At 51.4% G+C, this 15695-nt stretch carries 16 protein-coding genes; 9 read left to right on the top strand and 7 right to left on the bottom strand.

The genetic code is table 11. From position 1 onward, the window contains the following. Positions 1 to 47 precede the first annotated feature (47 nt). The 4 genes from ACFQO0_RS04360 to ACFQO0_RS04345 all read right to left on the bottom strand — a co-directional run bounded on the left by ACFQO0_RS04360 (position 48) and on the right by ACFQO0_RS04345 (position 3903). Positions 48 to 938, bottom strand: coding sequence for an AEC family transporter (locus tag ACFQO0_RS04360; protein ID WP_382232806.1), 891 nt, complete (start codon positions 936 to 938; stop codon positions 48 to 50). Between the two features lie 151 nt (positions 939 to 1089). Continuing rightward, positions 1090 to 1680, bottom strand: a complete 591-nt coding sequence (locus ACFQO0_RS04355) for a response regulator transcription factor (protein ID WP_382232805.1) — start codon at positions 1678 to 1680, stop codon at positions 1090 to 1092. A gap of 128 nt (positions 1681 to 1808) precedes the next feature. After that, the gene (locus ACFQO0_RS04350) at positions 1809 to 3743 is read right to left on the bottom strand and encodes a sensor histidine kinase (protein WP_382232804.1); all 1935 of its coding nucleotides are present in this window, start codon (positions 3741 to 3743) and stop codon (positions 1809 to 1811) included. Next, the gene (locus ACFQO0_RS04345) at positions 3712 to 3903 is read right to left on the bottom strand and encodes a hypothetical protein (RefSeq protein ID WP_382232803.1); all 192 of its coding nucleotides are present in this window, start codon (positions 3901 to 3903) and stop codon (positions 3712 to 3714) included. Before ACFQO0_RS04345 ends, ACFQO0_RS04350 begins: the two co-directional genes overlap by 32 nt. A gap of 146 nt (positions 3904 to 4049) precedes the next feature. On the opposite strand from ACFQO0_RS04345, the gene ACFQO0_RS04340 reads away from it, so the two are divergent. From ACFQO0_RS04340 to ACFQO0_RS04310, 7 genes are all read left to right on the top strand, one after another. Further along, positions 4050 to 5069, top strand: coding sequence for a DctP family TRAP transporter solute-binding subunit (locus ACFQO0_RS04340; RefSeq protein WP_382232802.1), 1020 nt, complete (start codon positions 4050 to 4052; stop codon positions 5067 to 5069). Between the two features lie 412 nt (positions 5070 to 5481). Then, positions 5482 to 6459, top strand: a complete 978-nt coding sequence (locus tag ACFQO0_RS04335) for a tripartite tricarboxylate transporter substrate binding protein BugD (RefSeq protein WP_382232801.1) — start codon at positions 5482 to 5484, stop codon at positions 6457 to 6459. Between the two features lie 144 nt (positions 6460 to 6603). Continuing rightward, positions 6604 to 7104 (top strand): tripartite tricarboxylate transporter TctB family protein, encoded by a 501-nt coding sequence (locus ACFQO0_RS04330; RefSeq protein ID WP_382232800.1) that lies wholly within the window; start codon positions 6604 to 6606, stop codon positions 7102 to 7104. Positions 7105 to 7117: 13 nt separating this feature from the next. Next, positions 7118 to 8620, top strand: a complete 1503-nt coding sequence (locus tag ACFQO0_RS04325) for a tripartite tricarboxylate transporter permease (RefSeq protein ID WP_382232799.1) — start codon at positions 7118 to 7120, stop codon at positions 8618 to 8620. A gap of 548 nt (positions 8621 to 9168) precedes the next feature. Continuing rightward, positions 9169 to 9666: a methylated-DNA--[protein]-cysteine S-methyltransferase gene (locus tag ACFQO0_RS04320; protein WP_382232798.1), complete on the top strand. Its 498-nt coding sequence runs from the start codon at positions 9169 to 9171 to the stop codon at positions 9664 to 9666. After that, positions 9666 to 10664, top strand: a complete 999-nt coding sequence (gene xerD / locus ACFQO0_RS04315) for a site-specific tyrosine recombinase XerD (RefSeq protein WP_382232797.1) — start codon at positions 9666 to 9668, stop codon at positions 10662 to 10664. Before ACFQO0_RS04320 ends, xerD begins: the two co-directional genes overlap by 1 nt. Before the next feature lie 146 nt (positions 10665 to 10810). Continuing rightward, positions 10811 to 11095, top strand: coding sequence for a hypothetical protein (locus tag ACFQO0_RS04310; RefSeq protein WP_382232796.1), 285 nt, complete (start codon positions 10811 to 10813; stop codon positions 11093 to 11095). 38 nt (positions 11096 to 11133) lie between these two features. Here ACFQO0_RS04310 and ACFQO0_RS04305 read toward each other — a convergent pair whose 3' ends face one another. Beyond that, positions 11134 to 12144, bottom strand: coding sequence for an endonuclease/exonuclease/phosphatase family protein (locus ACFQO0_RS04305; RefSeq protein WP_382232795.1), 1011 nt, complete (start codon positions 12142 to 12144; stop codon positions 11134 to 11136). Positions 12145 to 12179: 35 nt separating this feature from the next. On the opposite strand from ACFQO0_RS04305, the gene ybaK reads away from it, so the two are divergent. Together ybaK and plsY are read left to right on the top strand one after the other, a co-directional pair. Continuing rightward, the gene (gene ybaK, locus ACFQO0_RS04300) at positions 12180 to 12671 is read left to right on the top strand and encodes a Cys-tRNA(Pro) deacylase (protein ID WP_382232794.1); all 492 of its coding nucleotides are present in this window, start codon (positions 12180 to 12182) and stop codon (positions 12669 to 12671) included. Between the two features lie 103 nt (positions 12672 to 12774). After that, positions 12775 to 13380, top strand: a complete 606-nt coding sequence (gene plsY / locus ACFQO0_RS04295; RefSeq protein WP_382232793.1) for a glycerol-3-phosphate 1-O-acyltransferase PlsY — start codon at positions 12775 to 12777, stop codon at positions 13378 to 13380. A 351-nt stretch (positions 13381 to 13731) separates the two neighbouring features. On the opposite strand, the gene ACFQO0_RS04290 is transcribed toward plsY, so the two are convergent. Continuing rightward, complete coding sequence (locus tag ACFQO0_RS04290; protein ID WP_382232792.1) at positions 13732 to 14265, bottom strand: hypothetical protein; 534 nt, start codon at positions 14263 to 14265, stop codon at positions 13732 to 13734. Positions 14266 to 14369: 104 nt separating this feature from the next. Further along, positions 14370 to 15623: a putative Na+/H+ antiporter gene (locus ACFQO0_RS04285; protein ID WP_382232791.1), complete on the bottom strand. Its 1254-nt coding sequence runs from the start codon at positions 15621 to 15623 to the stop codon at positions 14370 to 14372. Positions 15624 to 15695 lie beyond the last annotated feature (72 nt).

Raw genomic sequence — 15695 nt, 5'->3', positions numbered from 1 at the left:
GTCACAGGTGAAGCGTAGTTCCATCGACTTTGCATACACCGTTGCCATTACTGTAGCAGTGCCAGCCAAAGTGGCAAGGTCGCCATCGAAATCAGCGTGCCTGCCGAAATCAGGAACGCGACAAAAGGACCGTTGCCGCCCATGCGCACGGCCAATACATACGCACTGGAAGCAGTCGGCAGCGCAGCAAACATGACCACAATTTGCAAATGCAAAGGCGACAAGCCTACCCACAGACCCAAGCCGTAGGTTATGGCAGGTACCGCGAACAGTTTGACCATCAGGAAGTAAGTGGCGATTCCTTTGGATGCGTGCAAGCCGTTCAGGCGCAAACCGGCACCGACCATGATCAGGCCCAGCGCGATCGACGCATTGCCCAGGCGCGACAGAAAAGCGCTGGCGATATCGGGTAAGTGCAAACCGAGCAGATTGAATGTGACCCCGCTCATGGTCGCCATCAACAGCGGATTTTTAAGCAGTTCCAGTAACAGGCCGCCTTTATCTTTCACCAGCGCGTGTACTGCAGCCATATTGCAAAGCGGGACGGCAAAGCCGATCACTAGGCCCATCAACGAGGTGCCTACATCGCCCCCGAGTCGGCTGGCAATTGCCAACGCGATGTAAGAGTTGAAACGGAACGCGGTTTGCACGCCTGATTCGAAAATCATGGGGCCGGGATTAAACAGAGGCTTGGCGAGCCAGCCTAGCAGGATGCCGGTAACACACGCAGCGATGGCAACTTGCAGGAATTGACCAGTCTCGCTGAAATTAATGGGCGAACGTGCGGTGGAGTAAAACAGTAGCGCCGGAAACAACACGTAGTAAATGATTTTTTCCATGCCGGCCCAGAATTCAGGGCCCCAATTAGTGACGCGCAAGAGCACGGCTCCGAACAGGATCAGCATGAAATCAGGCAACAGAATATTGACGATATACATAGGCAAGCAGCGATGCGCTAAGGCGCGCAGGCCGAAGCTGGATTGAACTAGTGACGGAATAAATACAGCTTGAAGCGCACAGCAATTTCCAGGATGCGACGGACATCCGCCGCACGCAGCGCATGGTCTTGCTGATAAGTTTTACTAAATCTTATTTCAACAAACGTGCCAGTTCGACTGCCGTCTTGACATTCATTTTGTCGAAAATATGTGCGCGATGTACTTCCACCGTCCGCATGCTGATACCCAGCTTGTCGGCGATCACCTTGTTCATTTTTCCTTCAAGGATCAAATCCAGTACTTCGCGTTCACGGGCAGACAAGGCCGACAAACGCGTGTGTATCGCGGCGCTGCCGGCAGCTTGTTCGGACGCCGCTAATGCTTCTTGCACGCGATCCATTAGTTTGTTGTCATTAAACGGCTTTTCAAAAAAATCGAAAGCACCACGCTTGAGCGTATCGACAGCCATTGGCACATCGCCATGACCGGTCAGAAAAATGACAGGAAATACCTGTGTCAGACCGCGAGAAGACAGAAGGTCGAACAGCGCAATACCGCCGAGGTCCGGCATGCGTACATCCAGCAACACGCATTGGCCCTGCAGATTGATACGCGGCATGTTGTCCAGCGCGGTGAGAAAAGCTTTGCCGCTGTCGTAAGCGGAAGCGGGAATGCCGCGTGATTTCGCCAGCCACATCAGCGAGTCGCGGATTACTTCTTCATCGTCAATAATGTGCAGCATTGAATGTCCTGTCAGCCTGCCTGTAGCGCTTTAACTGTGTTGCATGGTTCGGTTCGGAGATCACGTCGATTGCAGTGCCCTACTGCGGCTTTTTGCAAGCAAATGTCAAAAAGTTAATTACTGCACCTTCAATCTGCAGGCATTGTCGTGTTGATCAACTTATTTTGCAACGCCGGTAGTGAAAAACGGAAGATCGTGCCACCCCCCGGATTATCCACATGCGTCAGCGTACCGCCGTGAAATTCAATCGCCGTGCGGCAAATGCTCAGGCCCATGCCCATGCCGTCTGCCTTGGTGGAGAAAAATGGCGAATACAGTCGTTCCGCCACTTCCGGCGGAATACCGTGCCCCTGATCGCTGATGGCGACCACCACATTGCGCGGTGTGGCCGGGTCTACGCTGGCGGCAATCAGCAACACGCGTTTTTCCGGCGCCACGCCTTGCATGGACTCGATCGCATTACGCGTCAGATTCAACAAGACTTGTTCCAGCAATACCTGATCGGCCAGAATCGTCGGTAAGGTTGGCGGAATATCGACTTTGATGGCGACAAAGTATTTTTGCGCCTGCAACTCGACGAGTGGAGCCACGCTTTCTATCAATTCCGAAAGAGTGATAGCGGTGCGCATAGGTTCACGTTTTTTCACGAAGGTGTGCACGCTGCGAATAATCTGGCCAGCGCGCTGAGCTTGCGCGTTGGCCTTTTCCAGTGCATGCGTCAGCATGTCGATATTGATTTCTGCCACCCGCGGTTGTTCGCGCGCCAGGATATTCAGAGCGCCAGCGGTGTAACTTGAGATCGCGGCCAGCGGTTGGTTCAACTCATGCGCCAGGGTAGACGCGATTTCACCCATGGTCGCCAGGCGGGCACTGGCCTGTAGCTTCTCCTGTTGCTGCCGGTTCAAGTCTTCCACGCGCTTGCGATCCGAAATGTCGAGAATGGAACCCATCCAGCCGGTTTGCTTGCCGGTATCGTCCACCAGCGGCGATTCGAAAATTAGGACCGGGATGCGCTCACCATTGGCGTGCTGGAAAACGGTTTCAAATCCCTGTGGCGTCACCGTACCGGCGACAACTTGCGAAAAGCGCCGTTGATATTCGCCCATGGCTTCTGGTGCCCAGTACGGCATGGGTGGCAGATGTCCGACGATATCTTCCGCTGCGATCCCGACCATCTGCGAAAAAGCCGGATTCACATAGGTGACGCGGCCATCCAGATCGCGTGCGCGCAAACCGGTAATCAGGGAATTTTCCATTGCGGTACGAAAAGCAATTTGTTCGCGTAAAGCCATCTCCGCAGCAAGGCGTCGATTGATGTCGCGCCAAAGTGCGGTCAAGCTCCAGGCCAGGCCCAGCGCCAGCAGGATGACGGTATCGACCAATAAGCTGGGCAACAACTTCGGCGCGCTCTTGGTGCTATTCGTGCTGAGTTTTAAAGATACGCCAGCCAGATTCAGCGCGCGTCTGTGCGTATAGACACCGCGACCGGCGCCGCCGGATGCACGTTTGTGAATGATTACGTCGTTGATGTCAGTCAATGCGATTTCATTGTCCTGTGCAAACCACCACGGCACCATGTCATCCAGAATGCTGGACGCGAGATAGCTGGCGACGACGCTGCCCGTGTATTTGTCGCCGATATACAAAGGTACGTGATAGTCGAACATGACCGGTCCGCTGATATCTGCCGAAGGCTGGCTGTACATCGGTGTCCTGGTGGCGCGGGCACGTTCATCCGCCCGTTTCGACGGCGCGGATAATTCATTTTTCGTAATCAGCGTTTCATCGGTAGATGTGATCAACCTGCCGTTTGCATCGAGTTCGATGATGCGATGAATCTCATGATTGTTGCGGATCAGGTTGGTCATGCGCTCTTGCAGGCGCGGTCCAGTCAAGTAGCCGGCAATGATTTCCGATGCCATCAGGTTCAGGCTCTCTTCGTTGCGCTGAAGTTGAAAGCGTATTGTTTGCTCCACCCACAATGAGTCGGCAATCAGTTGTTCCTGCCGTTCACTGGCTTCCTGTTGTTTTTCATGCAGCGGAAGCCAAATTAGCGTCGTCAAAAAAAGCAGGGCCAGCAGCAACGGAATGAGCCAGCGCCAGGCTTGTTTGCGGCTGGGAAAGCCTAAGCTGGATGAGCGGGATTGGTTTGATATCATAAGTGTTTATATAAAATCCGCGCCGCGATAAAACCGCCTGGCGAGATTTTGGTAGGGCGTTCATGGTATTGCATGACGATCAATGCTGCTGTATTTTGGGGCGGGCTCTTCGCTTACCCGTGCTGATAATGTGGTTATCCACACTTGTGATGACGTGGACGACTGCGCATAGTACCAACAAAATTAAATCTGGAACCTTCTGACCGCGCGATGAGAATAGCAACAAAAATACATTTGATTGTGCTGGGTCTGACGTTGTCGCTTGTCGCCACAATTGTATCTGCGCAAACGACGACTGTAATCAAGTTCAGTCACGTTGCACCCAGCGATACTCCGAAAGGGCAGGCGGCATTGCGTTTCAAGGAATTGACCGAGCAGGCCAGCCGTCGTCGTGTGCGCGTCGATGTCTATCCAAATAATCAACTATACAAAGAGTCGGATGAGCTTGAAGCGCTGCAACTCGGCGCGGTGCAAATGGTTGCGCCTTCGTTGGCCAAGCTGGCGCAATTTGGTGTGCAGGATTTTGAAATTTTCGATTTGCCGTATCTGTTTGCCAATAAAGACGCCGTCTCTCGGGTAACCGAAGGGGCGATAGGAAAATCCATGCTGCGCAAGCTGGAATCCAAAGGCATGATCGGCCTGGCCTATTGGAACAATGGTTTCAAAATCATGTCATCGAACAAGCCATTGAAAATGCCGGCGGATTTTATTGGACAAAGAATGCGCATCCATTCTTCGCCGGTACTCGAAGACCAGATGGAGGCCTTGGGTGCCATTCCGCAAATGCTGGATGGAAATGAAATTTATTTCGCCTTGCATAGTCGGATAGTCGATGGAGTGGAAAGCTCGCCCGTTAATTTCTACGCAAAAAAATTATATGAAGTGCAAAGTCATGTAACCGTATCGAATCACGGTTACCTTGGCAACGCTGTCATCGTGAACAAGAAGTTCTGGGATAGCTTGCCTTCCGATTTGCGCAAGGTGATTGAAGATGCGATGCGCGAGGCTACCGTTTATGGCAACAACCTCGCGGCTAAGGAAAACGATGCGGCGCTGGAGGCAATCAAGAAAAACAAAAAGGTGACAGTGCACTTTCTGACCGAAAAGGAAAATGCAGCATGGCGTCAGGCCCTGCAGCCGGTGCGCAAGCAGCTGGAGGGCAGGGTAGGCAAAGCGATTGTGATGGCCGCGACCAAGGAAGTCGAAGCACGGCACTTGAGCGAGCGTTAATCCTTTTCTCAAGCCGCCGCCCTACTTGCGCGGCTCCTCTTATTTCGGTGCGCAGGATTTTTAGATGTTGTACTTTTGAAAATTCTTGTCGCGTCGTTCTGCCATATCAGATCCATCTTTCCTTCCACTCGTCTGAGCATCAGGCTGACTTGCAAACTTTATTGCGACTATCAGATAAAATCGTTTAGTCTTATTCGCGCAAGGCTCGTGAAAGGTTCGATGAGTAAAATAGGAGCCTTGAGTTGAATTCAAGATAGGCATTTGGCGCTTTGCTTATTGAACACCATTTTCCTGCAATGTTTCTGGTATCCCTTTTTTTACGGTTTTGATAGGATGCACAGGCACTGGCTTGAAAGGGCTTATGTCCCAGCCCTCGTTTTTCCAATAATGATTAAATCTGGAGACAAATCAAATGAAGAATAAATTCCTGAAATCGGTTGCCGGACTCGCATTGCTTGCCAGCGCCTTCGCTAATGCAGCAGATCCGTATCCAAACAAAACCATCACGATGATCGTACCGTTCGCGGCAGGTGGACCGACAGATACGGTTGCGCGTCTGGTTGCGCAATCGATGACAACATCATTGAAACAAACCGTGATCGTCGAAAATGTTGGCGGTGCCGGTGGCACGATCGGTGCAGCGCGCGTTGCCAAAGCCGCTCCGGATGGCTACACCTTGTTCCTGCATCACATTGGTCAATCGACTGCGCCTTCGCTGTATCGCAAACTGAGCTACAACGCAGTTGACGATTTCGAGCCGATTGGTTTGATTACCGACGTGCCGATGACATTCATTGCACGTGGCGATTTTCCTGCCAAGGATTTCAAGGAGCTGGTTGCATACGTTAAAGCAAATAAAAACAAGGTGACTTATGCGAATGCCGGTGTTGGTTCGGCCTCCCATTTGTGCGGCATGTTGTTCATGTCGGCGATTGAAACTGAATTGACCACTGTGCCATACAAGGGAACCGGTCCTGCCATGAATGATTTGCTCGGTGGTCAGGTTGATTTCATGTGCGATCAAACGACCAACACGACCAGCCAGATTAAAGGCGGTAAAGTCAAAGCGTACGCAGTGACGACCAAGACACGTGTGCCTTCGCTGCCAAATATCCCAACTGCAAATGAAGCAGGTTTGCCTGGCTTTGAAGTGGCGGTATGGCATGGTCTGTATGCACCAAAAGGCACACCAAAACCAGTCATCGATAAAGTGGAAGCAGCGTTGCAAGTTGCCTTGAAAGATCCAGTCGTCAAACAACGCTTTTCTGATCTGGGCACTGAGCCAGTCTCTGCAGAGCGTGCCACACCGGAAGCGTTGCGTGCTTTCCTGAAAACAGAAATCGCGAAATGGAGCCCTATCATCAAGAAGGCTGGCGTCTACGCTGATTAATCACAATTTGAGATGTTGAAGTGATGGATGTATAAATGACGAGGTGCGCAGGCATCTCGTCATTTTGAATATGGGCCGGTCAATTTTATTGGCGGACAACGTTTGCAGTAATCGTAATTCAGTGTGCGCAGCACCCGAAATTCCATGGGCCGCATCATCAAGTTTCAAGAGAAGGGGAGCACCTTGCCATCATTTATTCGACATCCCAAAGATTTCTGGACCGGGATTATTTTTCTATGCGTCGGACTGGCCGCGATTATTATCGGTCGTGACTACTCTATGGGTACTGCAGGGAAAATGGGTCCCGCTTACTTTCCAACGATTTTGGGCGGTCTGCTCGCATTAATAGGATTGGCTGCCACGGTGCGGTCATTCTTTCGTGAAGGTGAGGCTCTAGAACGATTTGCCATCAAGGAAACCATCCTTATTTTGGCTGGTGTACTGCTGTTTGGTTTTCTTATTCGCGGCGCAGGGTTGGTAGCCGCAATTTTCGCGGTCGTGTTGTTCAGTGCGTTTGCCAGCGCCAAATTCAAGGTGATACACGGTGTCGCGCTGGCCACAGGGATGACAATTTTTGCCGTCGTCGTTTTCGTCAAGTTGCTCGGTTTGCCGATTGCAATTTTTGGCCCATGGTTTGGCGGTTGAGAAGGTACTGACAATGGAATTATTTACTAATCTGGGCATCGGTTTCGATACCGCCTTGACCCTGCAAAATTTGATGTATTGCCTGATCGGTGTGTTTCTGGGCACAGCTGTCGGCGTATTGCCAGGCTTAGGTCCAGTTGCCACGATCGCGATGCTGTTGCCAGCGACATTTGCATTACCTCCCATCGCTGCATTGATCATGCTGGCTGGTATTTATTACGGCGCGCAATACGGCGGTTCGACAACTGCGATTCTGGTGAACTTGCCGGGCGAGTCATCCTCTGTGGTCACTGCAATCGACGGTTATCAGATGGCGCGACAGGGGCATGCAGGTAAGGCGCTGGCAACTGCGGCGATCGGTTCGTTTTTTGCCGGTACGGTAGCGACTATTTTGCTTGCCCTGTTTGCGCCACCGCTCGCTGATCTTGCTTTGAAATTCGGCCCTGCTGAATATTTCTCGCTGATGGTGCTGGGTTTGGTGGCCTCGGTCGTGCTGGCTAGTGGCTCCTTGCTGAATGCAATCGGCATGGTAATTCTTGGTTTGTTGCTGGGTTTGATCGGTTCCGATGTCAACTCCGGTGCAGCACGTTACACCTTCGATAGGCCTGAACTGGCAGACGGTATCAACTTCGTGATTGTTGCGATGGGCATGTTCGGTATCGGTGAAATCATCCGCAATCTGGAGCATGAAGAAACCCGTTCGCTGGTGATGAAAAAAGTCTCCGGCTTGATGTTGAGCAAGGAAGATTTTAAACGAATCATTGCGCCAGTTTTGCGTGGAACGGCTTTGGGTTCTGCGCTTGGTATCTTGCCAGGTGGCGGTGCCATGCTGGCATCGTTCGCTGCATATTCGATCGAGAAAAAAGTATCGAAGAATTCTGCACAATTCGGCAAGGGGGCGATTGAAGGTGTGGCCGCACCGGAAGCGGCCAATAATGCCGGCGCTCAAACCTCATTTATCCCCATGCTGACGCTGGGCATTCCATCCAATCCTGTGATGGCGTTGATGATCGGCGCAATGATCATTCAAGGCATTCAGCCAGGCCCCGCGGTGATGACCGAACAGCCAACGCTGTTCTGGGGTTTGATTGCATCGATGTGGATCGGTAATTTCTTCCTCGTGGTTCTGAATCTGCCCATGATCGGTTTGTGGGTACGCATGATTACCGTTCCTTACCACCATTTGTATCCAGCGATTCTGATGTTCTGTGCGATCGGCGTCTTCAGTTTGAATAATAGTGATTTTGATATTTATCTGATGGCATTATTCGGATTGTTCGGTTATATTTGCGCAAAGCTCGATGCTGAGCCGGCTCCGATGCTGCTTGGTTTTATTATCGGACCGATGATGGAAGAATATTTGCGTCGCGCATTATTGTTGTCGCGCAGCGATCCGATGGTGTTCTTGACGCGTCCGATCAGTGCCACGATGTTGGCGATGGCAGTGTTGGCGTTGGCCGTTGTGCTGTTGCCGGCATTGCGTAAAAAACGTGAGGAAGCATTCAAAGAAGAATAAAGGCTAGGTATATCGCTTTTCAGTCAGGGTTGGCGATAGCACCATTGGGCCGAGGAGACCTGTGTTTCACAGAAGCTGTTGAGAGGTAACTCATCAAATGGCCGGGAGCACAAAAGCAAAATTCAAGGCGTGTCGAAAGACACGCCTTTTTTATTTTGTGCCAGACGCAGCGCAGCATAAGTGGCTTTTATCTGCGCGCCGGTACCGTAAATTCGCGTCACCGACAATACTTCTTTTGCCATTTGTTGCACCAATGCCTGCCCAAGGATAATTGCTTGATTTCCCGGAGATTGATTTTTATAATGGGACAACTTTGCTGCCTGCCCTGTAATGGTGCGTATTTTATGCGCGACCGAATGGTTTAAGGGGAGCATACATACACACGGCATTGATGTCGGACTAGTAGGGGAGACCTGTATCAATAATTGCGGCGATAGCATTGCTATACGCGGCTTGGGTACAGTAGATGTATTTGAGGGCGCATCGCGAGATGCGCCTTTTTTGTTTTATGCTCTGTGTTTATGCGCATGTCTTTTGGGTTGTATGCAATGAAGCAGACTTCTTCCTCATCCCTGTTTGCCGCGATTGTCGAAACATCGTTTGGTGCGATTGGCATACGTACTGAAGATCATCTAGTGCGTGAACTGGTTTATCTGCCGGCAAATTTTCAAGGCAAGGATGCTATCGACCCCACATCTGAACGTGCGGCACGGCAGGTGGAGCGTTATCTCGATGATCCGGATTTTCAATTCGATCTGCCGTTGATGCCGCTAGGCACGGCTTTTCAGCAAAAAGTCTGGGCGGCGATTTCCGAAATTCCGCGTGGCAAGGTGCTCACTTATGGCGACATTGCCAGGCGGGTGCAATCTGCGCCGCGTGCCGTTGGGCAAGCCTGCGGTGCCAACTGGTTTCCCTTGGTGATCCCCTGTCATCGTGTCACGGCGGCAGGCGGCTTAGGCGGGTTCGCGCATCAGGATGACGAAACCGGATTCCATGTCGGCGTCAAACGCTGGCTGCTCGCGCATGAAAAAGTTGCGGGTTACTGATGAGTGGTGCAGCAGACAAGGCAGTCACAAAACCAATCAAGAAGCCCATCAAAAAGGTGCTGAAGGCGCCGCGCCGTACACAATCCAATGACGCCGCTTCCCAGCCATTGGCAAGCCAGGGGCAGATCGATGAATTTTGCGACACGCTTTGGCTGGAAGATGGCCTCGCAAAAAATTCGCTGGAAGCGTACCGGCGCGATCTACGCTTGTTTGCAGTCTGGCTGCAAGCGGAGCGCAGCAAGACCTTGCTGGCAGCGCATGCCGATGATCTGAATGCCTATTTCTTTGCCAAACACGAAACGACCAAGGCTACCTCGTCGAATCGACGATTGGCAGTACTCAAACGGTTTTATCAATTGGCGCTCAGACAAAATCGCATCAGCGATGATCCATGCCTGAAATTGCGTTCCGCCAAACAGCCGCCGCGCATGCCCAAGACGTTGTCGGAAGCGCAGGTTGAGGCCTTGCTCGCTGCGCCAGATGTGACCACGCCACTGGGTTTGCGCGATCGCACGATGCTGGAATTGATGTATGCCAGCGGCTTGCGGGTGACTGAGCTGGTGTTGCTGAAATCGCTGGAAGTCGGCATGAATGAGGGGGTATTGCGAGTCACAGGCAAAGGTGGAAAGACGCGCCTGATACCGTTTGGTGAAGAGGCGCGCGCCTGGATAGAGCGCTATTTGAAAGAAGCGCGTCCTGCCATACTGGATGGGCAAATCGATGACGCCTTGTTTGTAACGGCACGAGGTGGACCGATGACGCGACAGATGTTTTGGACGCTGATCAAGAAGCATGCGGCGATTGCACAAATCAATGCACCGCTGTCACCGCACACATTGCGCCATGCCTTTGCGACGCATTTGCTTAATCACGGTGCCGATTTGCGGGTTGTGCAATTGCTCCTTGGGCATTCCGATATTTCGACGACGCAAATCTATACGCATGTGGCACGAGAGCGCTTGAAACGCTTGCATCAAATGCATCATCCGCGCGGCTGAACCAGTAGATTTCTCTCACGTAAAGAGTTATCGATTTAATGCTCGGAATTGAGTGAAGTTGTTTGATTTTAGCTGATTTTTGCCGACTTGCTTGCACTTGAGAATTCAGCGCGTATTGTCAGTTTTCAGCCGCGAAGGATGGCGGCATGCTAGCATTCGTCCCATTGATGGTGCCTCGTCGCAGCGTGACCCTGGCCATCTGCCTCCTTCAACAGAATACCTACTCAAAGAGCACTCACTTGGCCAAACCTAATTTTCAGTACGAGAAACGTCAAAAAGAGTTGGAAAAGAAACGCAAAAAAGAAGAAAAGCTGAAGCGCAAGGCTGAAAAAGGCAGTGCGCCTGACGACGGCACAGACACTTCTGACGTCGATGCAGATGATGCGGAAGATGGCACAGATACAGACGCTACTGGTCCTGCCGCCAACTAATTTTCTTGTTCCGGTTTTTGCATGTATTGCTGATACATTCAGACCGGTGTTGCATCCGGGCTGGATGGCGTAACGCCATTGGCTGATTTTCCATGCAGCAGTATGCGTACCAACACCAGACCATGATCGGAAGCGTGTGCTTGCCTGAAAGTCATGTGGTCATTCAAATACATCACTTCCACTACTTCACCTATCGACGCACGTGATGCCGGATGGAATTCTTCCGAAACTAGAATGTGATCGATCGTTTCATAGTTGCCATCGTGTATATGTGTGTAGCCGACATCGCGCAATGGATCTCGCCGCGATTGAATGCGATAACTTTCGAATAAGCGATCGTCGATGCCATTGATCGGATACTTGCCCAGGCCCATTACCATCTGGGTTGGAATTGCATTCGCGACGTCGTTAAAATCGCCCATGACAATGATTGGTGCACGGTCGTCCTTGTTTAAATTGGATAGTAGCGACCGCAAGCCCAGTGCATCGGTGCCGCGTCTTATCAGCGAACGCAACATCGCGATTCCGGTTTGATCCGGCTGATCATCGTGGTTGTCGTTACGATAATCCGGTAATTTCGATTTCAGATGGCAGACAAAAACGTGGATCGACAAGTCGGGCAAGACTTCGATTTTTGCATGCAGTATCGGCCGCGTAAAATGCTGAACCGGATTGGCAACGCCGGGTAAGCTAACGGCAAGATTGTTGGGTAATAGCTTAAACGTCGTGGCGCCTGCCATTACTGGCAAGCGAGAAATCAGGGCCACATTGGGCGTCAAATGGTCGGCCAGCGGATCGGGATCGAAACCGACATGATGGGCGTCGCGATATCCTTGGGTTTTTGCCAGCACGTCCTTGAGCGCCGCCTGTGAAAAGATTTCCTGCAGGCCGATGACATCAGCATCAAGCGCGTCCAGCTGTTGTGCAATCCAGCTGGTCTTTGCATCGTACTCCGCGACAGAGTAAGGAATCTGGTCGTCATAATATTTCACGCCCGGCAATGCCAGATTGCAGACATTGAAGGTCGCAAAGCGGAGTTCTTGTTGCATAATGTGCTCCAAATTTTAAGATGAGCGTAACACGCATGGCAAAAAAAGAGCATATTTCCGAAACGCCCGCGACCCAGTTCTTGCGCCGTAAGGACATTGCTTTTTCCGAGCACCCTTACGAGTACGAAGAGCACGGCGGCACGACCGTTTCGGCACGTAAATTGGGTGTTGATGAACATGCTGTGGTCAAGACACTGGTGATGCAGGATGATGCGGCCAAACCCTTGATCGTCTTGATGCACGGCGATCGCAAGGTCTCGACCAAGAATCTCGCGCGCCAGATAGGCTGCAAATCGGTAGAGCCGTGCAAGCCGGAAGTGGCAAACCGGCATTCCGGATTTTTGATCGGCGGTACTTCGCCTTTTGGTACGCGCAAGGCGATGCCCGTCTATGTCGAGCAGAGTATTCTTGAGCTGGAAAAAATATATATCAATGGTGGCCGGCGCGGCTACCTGATAGGTATAAACCCAAAAGTGTTGACGCAGGCATTGTCGGCAACCGCGGTGCAGTGCGCGCTGGAAGAGTAAAGTCCTACGCTGAGAGCGCTGATTTGCAAACAGGGATAACGCGGCAAAGTGCGCGGTAAGACATAACAAAAAATGCAGGTAAAAATGGTAATTAAAGGTTGATATGAATACAGTTCTTTTCGCAATCGCTGCGTATCTGATGGGTTCAATTTCGTTTGCCGTGGTGGTCAGCAAATGTTTTCGTCTGGCCGATCCGCGCAGCTACGGTTCCAAGAATCCGGGCGCGACTAATGTGCTACGTAGCGGGAATAAAAAGGCTGCGATATTGACCTTGCTGGGTGATGGCGCAAAAGGCTTTGTCGCGGTGTGGCTGGCTAAATATGTCGGTCCGGAATATGGCGTGCAGGAAAGTGGTGTTGCTCTGGTTGCGATCGCTGTTTTCCTCGGCCACCTGTGGCCTGTCTTTTTCCGTTTCGTTGGCGGCAAGGGCGTCGCGACCGCATTGGGTGTATTACTCGCATTGAATGGCTGGCTCGGATTGGCAACCCTGATTACATGGTTGGTGATCGCCTATGCATTTCGCTATTCGTCGCTGGCCGCGTTGATAGCCAGCATTTTTGCCCCGTTCTATTACGGATTGCTATTCGGTCCTGATGTGATTTTGCTGGCGGTATTGGCGATGAGTGTGCTTTTGGTTTACAGGCATGCAAAGAACATCGGTAATTTGCTGGCTGGGAAAGAAAGCCGGCTCGGCAGCAAAAAAAAATGATGAGTCACCTTTTTGTTCTTGTTGCGTCTTGCAATCAATAGCGGATATGAAACGTCCGCTTTCGACTTTGAACTCAACCGGTGTAACCATCATGTTGGAGATGGGATATTTCTTTAGGCAATCACTCCTCAATTAATTCAGGGAATTGGCGGATTGCATGTGACCTGGTCCGCTTAGTTTTCATGAGTAGCGAGCATCGAGAACGTGCTCGATTTTGCACTATGATGGAATTTATTAATCCTCTTCACAAAGTTTCAGGTGGATTTTCGTGAGCAGGGAATCGAAAGAAGTCTCGAGAAATACATTGGGTCCCTTGGTGCTGTTGCCTTGCGATTGCGCTTATTTATTTATTTATGGTTTTTCTTGCTTGCTGCAGAAGGCTTCGCGTAGCACTTTAGGCCACAAAATCCACGCACAATACAGCGTGAATAAAGTGGCAAATGCAATGCCAGCGCCAAGTCCAAAATTGCGAACGCCAATCGAAAACCCAGCCAGGCCTGATATACCCAGGAAAATGAAGCCCCCAAGCTTCCAACCCCTCCCTTCACCCGATAATGCCCGCAGGTCTGTTAGAGCCTCACGGCATTGTGCTTCGTGCGCGGCGGAATAAGATATCTCTAAGTATTTTGCGTGTACCACTTCGTAGTGAATAGTAGCGACTGCGCGCAATTTGATCTTCATGCCTTGTGGTAATGCGTGCTCAACACTTGATATTTTCTCGTGCAGGCCTATGCCGCTTGCACCAAAGGATTCCACAAGTATGTTCTCAATGTCTTTCGAATACTTAACAGCCGCCGTGGCGTGAAGGCGCTCAGCCGCAGCTAACGATGAACTCGAGTTTTTGGCAAGACTTACCATTTCGTCGTCAGGGTATTCAATAGGCACTTACAGCGTCCTTATCTAGTTACTAAAATTATGTTGGGGCAATGTTCACTGAAAATGTAATGCGCGATCGATCACGTTCAGGATGCGATCGCGCATTACCTTGGTTAAGGAATAAAAATCAGGAAGAGTGCAGCGGCGACAGCAGTGGGGGCTATTGCACCCGCTACCAGTCCCCCGATACTGATCGCTCCATCCCGAAATCCTCCGCGAAGCAAGGCGACACCAGCGGGATTCGGGGCATTTGCAATGACAGTCAGGCCGCCGCCGGCTACTGCGCCAGCCATCAGCATGTATTTCGCTGCATCGCTCATGCCTTCAATCAGTGATCCTAGGTAGGTCAACGCCGCATTATCGGTAATGGCTGTGAGGAACAAGGCGCCGAAAAATAATGCTGTCGGTTCCAGTCCGGAGACTATTGGTTGCAGCCACCATTGCTGCATCCCACCCAGGACAACCAGGCCGGCGAGGAAAAAGCCAACCAGCAGACCTTCCTTGAGGATCAGCGGATTTTGATACGGTTCATATGCTTTCGTGAAGCCGAGGAAGAACAGGAATATCGCCATAAAGATGACGGGGTGATGGGCGAAGTACACCACGGCGGCCAGCCCCACAAGGTGGACAACGGCAACCGTCACCGGCATCGGCAATTCATTGCTGGCTTTCTCCGCATCCGAAGGTTTGTCTGCAAGATGCTTGGCAATTAAGAATGTCACCGCCGTTGCGTTGATGAATACTGCTATTGCGGCTTTCCATCCGAAGGTGGCCGCCATGAATGCGCTATCCCAATTCCACGTGGCAGCGACCATCAGTACCGGTGGTGCAGCAAAGGACGTCAGTGTGCCGCCGATGGAAATATTCACGAAGAGCACGCCAAGCGCTGCATATTTTTTCCACTCAGGTAGGCCGTCATGGAAGACCAGAGGTGCCAGCATCAACGCAGCCAGTGTCATCGCTGCTGGTTCGGTAATCAATGATCCTATCAGTGGGACGGCGCAAAGACACAGCCAAACACGTGCGACTGCGGTACGTATGGGCATGGCTTTCGCAAGTAGGGCAACAAGTCCCTTGACTGTCTCCAGTACAGGGCGCGATGCTGCGATGACCATGATCACGAACACGAATAAGGGTTCGGTGTAGTGTCTGGATTCGGTATATTCGATCGCATTTTGTGGGCCTACAACCAAAGCCATGGTGCAGATGAGAACGAAGGCCCAGAGGCCGAATACGACTTCGATTTCTCCGAGCAAGTGGAGCAAGCCGGAATGGTGCTTGCTGCGATGCGCAAGCTTTTCAAAAGATTTTGCTGCAAATGTATGGACAAGCGCGATACCGAACAAAGCGGCAGCGATGAGATTCATTTCATCATTCATGCTATGGGTACTCGTTAAAAAACGGTGGCATCAGGACACCATGACCGCCGTGAAGCCGAA

The organism is Herminiimonas aquatilis (assembly GCF_042665175.1).
GTDB classification, from domain to species: domain Bacteria; phylum Pseudomonadota; class Gammaproteobacteria; order Burkholderiales; family Burkholderiaceae_D; genus Oxalicibacterium; species Oxalicibacterium aquatilis.
The sequence above is the reverse complement of the archived record's forward strand: the minus strand, read 5'-3'. Positions and strand labels throughout refer to the sequence as shown.

Coding starts and splice junctions, on each gene's coding strand:
- ACFQO0_RS04335 (WP_382232801.1), top strand. CDS start 5,482: ATGAAGAATAAATTCCTGAAATCGGTTGCCGGACTCGCATTGCTTGCC.
- ACFQO0_RS04345 (WP_382232803.1), bottom strand. CDS start 3,903: ATGAACGCCCTACCAAAATCTCGCCAGGCGGTTTTATCGCGGCGCGGA.
- ACFQO0_RS04340 (WP_382232802.1), top strand. CDS start 4,050: ATGAGAATAGCAACAAAAATACATTTGATTGTGCTGGGTCTGACGTTG.
- plsY (WP_382232793.1), top strand. CDS start 12,775: ATGAATACAGTTCTTTTCGCAATCGCTGCGTATCTGATGGGTTCAATT.
- xerD (WP_382232797.1), top strand. CDS start 9,666: ATGAGTGGTGCAGCAGACAAGGCAGTCACAAAACCAATCAAGAAGCCC.
- ACFQO0_RS04305 (WP_382232795.1), bottom strand. CDS start 12,144: ATGCAACAAGAACTCCGCTTTGCGACCTTCAATGTCTGCAATCTGGCA.
- ACFQO0_RS04355 (WP_382232805.1), bottom strand. CDS start 1,680: ATGCTGCACATTATTGACGATGAAGAAGTAATCCGCGACTCGCTGATG.
- ACFQO0_RS04320 (WP_382232798.1), top strand. CDS start 9,169: ATGAAGCAGACTTCTTCCTCATCCCTGTTTGCCGCGATTGTCGAAACA.
- ACFQO0_RS04360 (WP_382232806.1), bottom strand. CDS start 938: ATGTATATCGTCAATATTCTGTTGCCTGATTTCATGCTGATCCTGTTC.
- ybaK (WP_382232794.1), top strand. CDS start 12,180: ATGGCAAAAAAAGAGCATATTTCCGAAACGCCCGCGACCCAGTTCTTG.
- ACFQO0_RS04310 (WP_382232796.1), top strand. CDS start 10,811: ATGCTAGCATTCGTCCCATTGATGGTGCCTCGTCGCAGCGTGACCCTG.
- ACFQO0_RS04325 (WP_382232799.1), top strand. CDS start 7,118: ATGGAATTATTTACTAATCTGGGCATCGGTTTCGATACCGCCTTGACC.
- ACFQO0_RS04330 (WP_382232800.1), top strand. CDS start 6,604: ATGGGCCGCATCATCAAGTTTCAAGAGAAGGGGAGCACCTTGCCATCA.
- ACFQO0_RS04285 (WP_382232791.1), bottom strand. CDS start 15,623: ATGAATCTCATCGCTGCCGCTTTGTTCGGTATCGCGCTTGTCCATACA.